This window comes from Methyloglobulus morosus KoM1 (assembly GCF_000496735.2).
Taxonomy (GTDB): domain Bacteria; phylum Pseudomonadota; class Gammaproteobacteria; order Methylococcales; family Methylomonadaceae; genus Methyloglobulus; species Methyloglobulus morosus.
Window position 1 is genome coordinate 33906 of the sequence record NZ_AYLO01000006.1, and the last position, 8079, is coordinate 41984.

Sequence of the window (8079 nt, forward strand, 5' to 3'; positions counted from 1 at the left end):
GTGACCTACAAGTTTATAGTCCTGTAGATTCATTTCTGAAAAAATCTCCTCAAATACTCCCCCGTATGCGAAGCCTTATTTTGGCTGACTTGTTTCGGCGACCCTTCGGCGACTAACAGTCCGCCGCCGTCGCCGCCTTCCGGCCCCATGTCGATAATCCAGTCGGCAGTTTTGATGACATCCAGGTTGTGTTCGATGACGACAATGGTATTGCCGTGGTCGCGCAGCGTATGCAAAACTCCCAGCAATTGTTTGATGTCATGGAAATGCAGCCCTGTCGTTGGTTCGTCCAGGATGTATAAGGTTTTTCCGGTGTCGCGTTTGGACAGCTCCTTGGCGAGTTTGACCCGTTGCGCCTCGCCACCGGACAGCGTGGTGGCATTCTGCCCTAGGGTGATGTAGCTCAGGCCGACTTCAATCAGGGTTTGCAGCTTGCGCGCCAAGGTCGGCACGGCGCTGAAAAACTGGGCGGCATCTTCCACCGTCATGTCCAGGACTTCGGTGATGCTTTTACCTTTGTAGCGGATTTCTAGGGTTTCGCGGTTGTAACGCTTGCCCTTGCAACTGTCGCATTGCACGTAAATATCCGGCAAGAAGTGCATTTCCACCTTGATAACGCCGTCGCCCTTACAGGCTTCGCAGCGTCCGCCTTTGACGTTAAAGCTGAACCGACCTGGCGTGTAGCCGCGCGAACGCGCTTCGTGCGTGGCGGCGTACAGTTCGCGGATGGGCGTAAACAAGCCCGTGTAGGTGGCCGGGTTCGAGCGCGGTGTGCGGCCTATCGGACTTTGGTCGATATCGACGACTTTATCGAAATGCTCCAAGCCGTCAATTGCATCGCAAGGGGCGGGAATTAAGCCAGCACGGTTAATCAGTCGGGCAGCATGGCAGTAGAGCGTGTCGTTAATCAGCGTCGATTTTCCCGATCCCGACACGCCCGTCACGCAGGTCAATAAGCCGACCGGAATTGAGATCGTGACATTTTTCAGGTTGTTGCCGTGGGCATTGCGGATGGTGATTTGCTTGTCCTTATCGGCTGGCGTAGTGACTTTGGGTACGGTTATGTCGCATTTCCCGGACAAATATTGTCCCGTTAAGGATTCAGGGTTTTTCAGGATGTCATCAAATGTCCCTTGTGCGACGATGTTACCGCCATGCACACCCGCGCCAGGGCCTATATCGACGATATGGTCGGCAGAACGGATGGCATCTTCGTCGTGTTCGACGACAATGACGGTATTGCCCAAATCGCGCAGCCGGAACAGCGTGTTCAACAAGCGTTGGTTATCGCGCTGATGCAGGCCGATGGACGGTTCGTCCAGCACGTACATCACGCCCACCAAGCCCGCGCCGATCTGGCTGGCAAGCCGGATACGTTGCGCTTCGCCGCCGGAAAGCGTGTCCGCGCTGCGGTCTAAGGTCAGGTAATCCAGGCCCACATTCACCAGGAATTCCAGGCGTTCCCTGATTTCCTTGATAATCTTTTGCGATATTTCGCCGCGTTTGCCGGGCAAGTTCAAGTCGTTAAAAAATCCCAGGGATTGGCGAATAGGAAAGCGCGTCACAATATGTATGGGCAAGTCGTCGATGAAGACATTCCTCGCCGAAGGGTTCAACCTTGCGCCATTACATGTCGTACAAACCTTTTGCGACAAGTATTTGGACAGCTCATCGCGGATCATCTGCGAGTCGGTTTCATGATAACGCCGTTCCATATTGGCGACAATGCCTTCAAAGGAATAGTGCCTTTTGGTTGCCGCCCCGCCGGGATTCAGGTAAGTAAACTCGATAATTTCCTTACCGCTGCCATACAGCACGACATTTTGAATGTCTGCGGGTAGGGCGGAAAACGGGGTTTCTGGGTCAAAACCGTAATGTTTCGCCAGCGAACAGATGATCTGGTAATAATAAGCATTACGCCGGTCCCAGCCGCGAATTGCGCCCCCGGCAAGGCTAATGTCCGGGTTGTGGATAATCAGGCCGGGATCGAAATGCTGCTTGACTCCCAAACCATCACAATCGTTGCAGGCCCCTTTGGGGTTGTTGAAAGAAAAAATACGCGGTTCTAGCTCGCTCAAGCTATAACCGCACAGTCGGCACGCATAGCGTTCGGAAAATATGAGCTCCTTATTATCACTTTGGCTATCGTCCAGGCAGACAGCTACCGCGATACCGTCAGCGATCCGTAGGGCGGTTTCAAACGATTCCGCCAACCGTAAGGCAATGTCTGGGCGGATTTTGAAACGGTCGACTATCACCTCAATCGTGTGTTTCTTTTTGGGATCGATGGTCGGTGTGGCATCCAGGTCGTAAACCGTGCCGTCAATCCGTGCCCGGATAAAGCCTTGTGCCCGTAAGTCATCCAACAATTGCAGGTGCTCGCCTTTGCGTTCATTGATGATCGGGGCCAATAACATCCAGCGCTGGTCTTGCGGTTGCACCAAGATCAGGTCGACCATCTGGCTGATGGTTTGTGCTTCCAACGAGCTGTGATGCTCAGGGCAACGCGGCGTACCAGCACGGGCATATAGTAGGCGCAGGTAATCGTAAATTTCCGTGATGGTGCCGACCGTCGAACGCGGATTGTGGGAAGTGGATTTTTGTTCGATAGAAATCGCGGGAGATAAGCCTTCGATGTGATCGACATCCGGCTTTTCCATCATCGACAAGAATTGTCTTGCGTACGCAGAAAGCGATTCGACATAACGCCGTTGTCCTTCCGCATAAATGGTGTCGAAAGCCAGTGACGATTTCCCAGAGCCGGACAGCCCCGTGATAACGATAAGCTTATCCCTGGGCAGGTCGAGGTCGATATTTTTTAGGTTATGCGTCCGTGCACCACGGATGCTGATCGTATCCATTCGTTAAGACAGGGTTATTTAAACAGCCCGCAATATACGATTAATTGTGAATTAAGACAAATGGCAAGTACAAACGAGGAGCTTGCACTCTCAATTTCGATAGCTGAACTTTGAGGCCATAAGCCACCAGCCCCTTTCAAAGTTAGCTATAAATAATTTTCTTGTTTTTCAACTCACCGTAAATATCATCTATCGACTGCTTGTCCGCATCGAAAACAATGTCGACGGAACTGTTATTTTCTATGCACAAGCAAAGCAAACCCGCGTGTTTGATAGCCGTGACCAATTCTGTGTTGGTTGTTTCAAGCACAGTGGCGGCATGGCCGTTATCGAAAAGTTTCCTTTCCAGTTGATAAGCGAATGTCTTGCCGTTTGCGCCCAATAAGGCGATGGCGGTTGCCGTTTGGCTGAAACGGGCGGCGCGGTCTTGGACGCTGACGGGGCTCAACTCTTCGTCCTCGGTTGTCCCCGTAATCATGCCTGCGCCGACCGTGCCGTTGGTCAGGCGGTCGATGATGATGAACGACCCTGTGCTTTTGCTGTTTTTGTAAGGGTCGAATACGACTGGTGCGGTAACCGAAACGGTGCAGGAGCCAATCTCGTTGAGTTTCAATTCATCGGCATCATGATGTTCCAGCGTGTTGACATCGATACGATGATGGATCAGGGAAATGGAACCGTACACTTTCCGTGTCGCTAGCTTGATCGCATATTGGCGGCTCGGAGTGAGCGGTTTTTCTGCCATCCAGACGATGCTGGCGCGGAATTTGTCGGAAACGACCGGAGCGTATTGGTCCTTGCCGACCAACATATCGCCACGGCTGACATCGATCTCGTCTTCCAGCGTAAAGGTGACCGCCATCGGTGGAAAGGCTTCCTGAAGGTCGCCGTCGAAGGTGACGATAGACTTGATTTTGCTGCTTTTGCCGGAGGGCAGGGCCGTGATGACATCGCCTTTGCGAAATACGCCAGAAGCCACCGTGCCGCAGAAGCCACGGAAGTCAAGGTTGGGGCGGTTGACGTATTGCACCGGAAAACGGGCATCGTTAAAGTTATGGTCGTTGGCGATTTTAACGGTGTTTAGCGCTTCCATCAGCGGTAAGCCCGTAAACCAGGGCATGTTGTCGCTGCGGTTGACTACGTTATCGCCATCCAGTGCGGACAAAGGTATGAAGCTAATGTCGTGCAAATCGAGGGTGCTGGTGAAGTCCAGGTAATCCTGTTTGATCTTATTGAACACGCCTTCGCTGTAATCCACCAAATCCATTTTGTTGACGGCGACGATAATGTGCCGGATACCCAGCAAAGAGGCAATAAAGCTGTGGCGTTTGGTTTGCGTTTGTACGCCGTATCGGGCATCGATCAGGATGATGGCGAGATCGCAGGTTGACGCGCCCGTTGCCATGTTGCGGGTGTATTGCTCGTGGCCTGGAGTGTCGGCAATGATGAACTTGCGGGTGGAAGTCGAAAAATAACGGTAGGCCACATCAATGGTAATGCCTTGCTCCCGTTCCGCCTGCAAGCCGTCAACGAGCAATGCCAAGTCGATTTTACCCGCACCTGTCGTGCCGGATTTGACGCTATCGGCTTGTACCGCCGCCAGTTGGTCTTCGTAAATCATTTTGGAATCATGCAACAAGCGGCCTATCAAGGTGCTTTTGCCGTCGTCGACATTACCGCAAGTCAAAAACCGCAGCATTTCCTTGCGTTCATGTTGCGCTAAATAAGCATCAATGTCGGTGCTGATGAGTTCGGATTGGTGGGACATGAAAAATTTTCCTAAAATTTTTAGGCACAAGGCGCAGGGCGCAAGGCACAGTGTTAAACGGTTCGTGATTTTATGAATGATGAAAGCATTTTTGAAATTTGTTCAGCTTCATCTTTCCACTTAAGGCCTACTTCTTTTGAAATAATGCCAATTTCTATACCAATATAAATTTGTGTTCGTAATTCACCGCATGAGCCTTTGGCATAGTAAAAAAATTTAACGGAATCTTTATCGCTATTGCGCTCAAATCCTTCAGCTATATTGCTAGGTACAGATAGGCTACTCCGTGTTATTTGGTCTTTAAAGCTAAAATCCTTGCAATTGTTTAGTGCCTTATATATTTCAACAGATAAGCGGCAAGATCGTTTCCAGACCTCCAAATCCTCAAATCTCATGTTTTTAGTCTTGCGCCTTTTGCCTTGGGACTGTTTTTAAAAATAACCTTCGCGTTTTTTCTGTTCCATCGAACCGGCTTGGTCATGATCGATCAGTCGGCCTTGTCGTTCGGAGGTCGTGGTCAGCAGCATTTCCTGGATAATTTCAGGTAAGGTGGTCGCTGTCGATTCGACCGCTCCGGTTAGCGGGTAGCAGCCCAACGTGCGAAAGCGCACATTTTTCATCTCGACTTTATCATCAGGGCCGATGGGCATGCGCTCATCGTCGACCATTATCAACATGCCTTCCTTATTGACTACGGGACGTTCTTTGGCGAAGTACAAGGGTACGATGGGGATGTTTTCCAGGTGGATGTATTGCCAGATGTCCAACTCCGTCCAGTTGGACAGCGGGAAAACGCGGATGCTTTCGCCTTTATCCACTGTGCCATTGTAGATATTCCATAGTTCCGGGCGTTGGTTTTTCGGGTCCCAGCGGTGGTTCTTGTCGCGGAATGAATATACGCGTTCTTTGGCACGGGATTTTTCCTCATCACGCCGTGCGCCGCCGAACGCCGCATCAAACTGATAAAGGTTCAATGCTTGCTTAAGGGCATCTGTCTTCATGACATCCGTGTGTTTTTTGCTGCCATGCGTGAATGGCCCAATGCCTTGGTCAACGCCATCCTGGTTTATGTATACCAGTAGCTCCAGCCCCAGGTTTTTGACCATTTTGTCACGAAACTCAATCATTTCCCTGAATTTCCAGGTCGTATCGACATGCAATAAGGGAAACGGCGGAACACCGGGATAAAAGGCCTTCATGGTCAGGTGCAACATGACGGCAGAATCCTTGCCAATGGAATACAACATCACGGGCTTTTCAAATTCGGCGGCAACTTCACGGATGATATGGATGCTTTCGGCTTCCAGTTGTTTAAGGTGGGTAAGTCTGTAATCGGTCATCAAGGTCGTGTTTTGTGGTTTCTAAGCATGATGGCCCAAGCTGTGAATTAATTTAAGTGATTTAGTCCCTTTTCCCTAAGTGAGACAAGGTTTTTTTCTTAACTTAATTGGCAGCGAGGGTAACCCAGCGTGCACAAGGAGTGATCAGGCCGACCATTTTAGTTGGAAAGCCAAGTTATTGCCAGAATTGCGTCTTTTCAACTCGGTGACTATTTGTTGCCGCCAGTCATATCAAGGGCTACAGCTTCAGCTACCTTAATACCATCAACGGCGGCTGAAAGAATCCCTCCTGCATAGCCCGCACCTTCTCCCGCTGGATAAAGTCCTTGGGTATTGATGCTCTGGAAATGCGCGTTGCGCTTGATGCGAACGGGCGATGAGGTGCGGGTTTCGACGCCCGTCAACACGGCATCGGGCATCGCAAAGCCGGGAATAAGCTTGTCGAATGCAGGGATGGCCTCACGAATCGCTGCAATCGCATAATCCGGCAAGGCTGAATCGAGATTACACAAATGTACGTCGGGCAGATAGGAAGGCAGGACCTTGCCGAAGGCTGTTGAAGGGACATTCGCCAGAAAATCACCGACCAATTGCCCCGGTGCAGCATAGCTCTTACCGCCGAGAACATAAGCGTGGGCTTCCAAGCGACGCTGGAAATCGATGCCTGCCAGCGGATGCCCCGGATAATCCTCCGGTGTAATACCGACGACGATGCCGCTGTTGGCATTGCGTTCGTTCCGGGAATACTGGCTCATGCCGTTGGTGACAACATGTTCGGCTTCAGAGGTGGCGGCCACCACCGTCCCGCCGGGGCACATGCAAAAACTGTAAACCGAACGGCCATTTTTGCAATGATGGACGAGTTTGTAATCGGCAGCACCCAAGATCGGATTGCTGGCATTGCTTCCATAACGGCAAGTATCGATTAAAGACTGCGGATGTTCGATACGAAATCCGACCGAAAATGGCTTGGCTTCAAGATACACGCCAAGATCGTAAAGCATTTTGAAGGTATCTCGGGCGCTATGGCCAACAGCAAGCACGACATGGTTGCTGGAAATGCTGTTCCCGTTGGTCAGGGTAACGCCCTGAACTTCACCCTTTTCAATTTCGATCCGGTCTACACGGCTTTGAAAACGGATTTCCCCACCCAATGATTCAATCGTTGCCCGCATTTGCTCAACCATCGTCACCAGTCGATAAGTCCCGATATGGGGTTTGCTGACATAGAGGATTTCGGGCGGCGCACCCGCTTTGACGAATTCCGTTAAAACTTTGCGCCCGTAATGATTAGGATCCTTGATTTGCGTGTACAGTTTACCGTCGGAAAACGTCCCTGCGCCGCCTTCGCCGAATTGCACGTTGGATTCGGGGTTAAAAATGCGTTTCCGCCACAGGCCGAAGGTATCCTTAGTGCGTTCCCGCACTTCCTTGCCGCGTTCCAGGATGATCGGGCGAAAGCCCATTTGCGCCAGGATTAATCCTGCAAACAGGCCGCACGGCCCCATGCCGATGATGACAGGGCGTGTAGGCAGATTTTGTGGTGCTTGGGTAACAAAGCGGTAAGTCGTATCCGGCGTTAAGGAGATTTTCGGGTCGGTTTTAAAGCGCGATAAAATGTCATTTTCATGTTTTGTTTCGATATCAAGGGTATAGATAAGGTGGATGTCATTACGTTTACGGGCATCGTGGGCGCGGCGGAATATTTGATAGGTGATAAGGTCTTCTTCGGTTATCCCTAGTCGAGTCAGGATCGCTGGCCTGATTGCATCTTCTGGGTGGTTTAGGGGGAGCTTGAGTTCGGTGATTCGGAGCATTTTGGTTTAATTTGTGTGTCGCTGATGCGACGCTTATTTTAATCGGGTTCTCGCACCCGAAGGCGAAATACTTTTCTTTCTTTGCTCAAAGGAAAGAAATCAAAAGAAAGGCCGCCCGGATGCCGTTTGTTTCCTGCGCTCCGTCGTTTTTACCGCACATTGCCGCACCCCTATCGGGCTATTCCCAATAAAATCGCTGGTGCTTGGCTTGGCTTGGCTTGGCATGGGGACAGCTCCTTCTCCCTCAGGGAGAAGGTTGGGATGAGGGGATGAAAATCAATTGGTAACGKSSS

Annotated in this window: 6 protein-coding genes; all 6 read right to left on the reverse strand. The window is 51.0% G+C overall.

Annotated elements, in window-relative coordinates:
• Nucleotides 1-29: 29 nt before the first annotated feature.
• Nucleotides 30-2861 (reverse strand): excinuclease ABC subunit UvrA, encoded by a 2832-nt coding sequence (gene uvrA, locus MGMO_RS00545; protein ID WP_023493050.1) that lies wholly within the window; start codon nt 2859-2861, stop codon nt 30-32.
• A 142-nt stretch (nt 2862-3003) separates the two neighbouring features.
• Nucleotides 3004-4629 carry a sulfate adenylyltransferase subunit CysN gene (cysN, locus tag MGMO_RS00550; protein WP_023493051.1) on the reverse strand — a complete coding sequence of 542 codons (1626 nt, stop codon included), beginning with the start codon at nt 4627-4629 and terminating at the stop codon, nt 3004-3006.
• 53 nt (nt 4630-4682) lie between these two features.
• Complete coding sequence (locus MGMO_RS00555) at nt 4683-5024, reverse strand: four helix bundle protein (RefSeq protein WP_023493052.1); 342 nt, start codon at nt 5022-5024, stop codon at nt 4683-4685.
• 36 nt (nt 5025-5060) lie between these two features.
• A complete protein-coding gene (cysD, locus tag MGMO_RS00560; protein WP_023493053.1) occupies nt 5061-5969 on the reverse strand; it encodes a sulfate adenylyltransferase subunit CysD in 909 nt (302 codons plus the stop codon).
• Between the two features lie 209 nt (nt 5970-6178).
• Nucleotides 6179-7786, reverse strand: a complete 1608-nt coding sequence (locus tag MGMO_RS00565; RefSeq protein WP_023493054.1) for an NAD(P)/FAD-dependent oxidoreductase — start codon at nt 7784-7786, stop codon at nt 6179-6181.
• A 99-nt stretch (nt 7787-7885) separates the two neighbouring features.
• The gene (locus MGMO_RS20810; protein ID WP_268768263.1) at nt 7886-8011 is read right to left on the reverse strand and encodes a hypothetical protein; all 126 of its coding nucleotides are present in this window, start codon (nt 8009-8011) and stop codon (nt 7886-7888) included.
• Nucleotides 8012-8079: the final 68 nt, after the last annotated feature.

Bases quoted from the DNA above. Each gene is read 5' to 3' on its own strand.
- uvrA (WP_023493050.1), bottom strand. From the start codon at position 2,861: ATGGATACGATCAGCATCCGTGGTGCACGGACGCATAACCTAAAAAAT.
- cysN (WP_023493051.1), bottom strand. From the start codon at position 4,629: ATGTCCCACCAATCCGAACTCATCAGCACCGACATTGATGCTTATTTA.
- MGMO_RS00555 (WP_023493052.1), bottom strand. From the start codon at position 5,024: ATGAGATTTGAGGATTTGGAGGTCTGGAAACGATCTTGCCGCTTATCT.
- cysD (WP_023493053.1), bottom strand. From the start codon at position 5,969: ATGACCGATTACAGACTTACCCACCTTAAACAACTGGAAGCCGAAAGC.
- MGMO_RS00565 (WP_023493054.1), bottom strand. From the start codon at position 7,786: ATGCTCCGAATCACCGAACTCAAGCTCCCCCTAAACCACCCAGAAGAT.
- MGMO_RS20810 (WP_268768263.1), bottom strand. From the start codon at position 8,011: ATGCCAAGCCAAGCCAAGCCAAGCACCAGCGATTTTATTGGGAATAGC.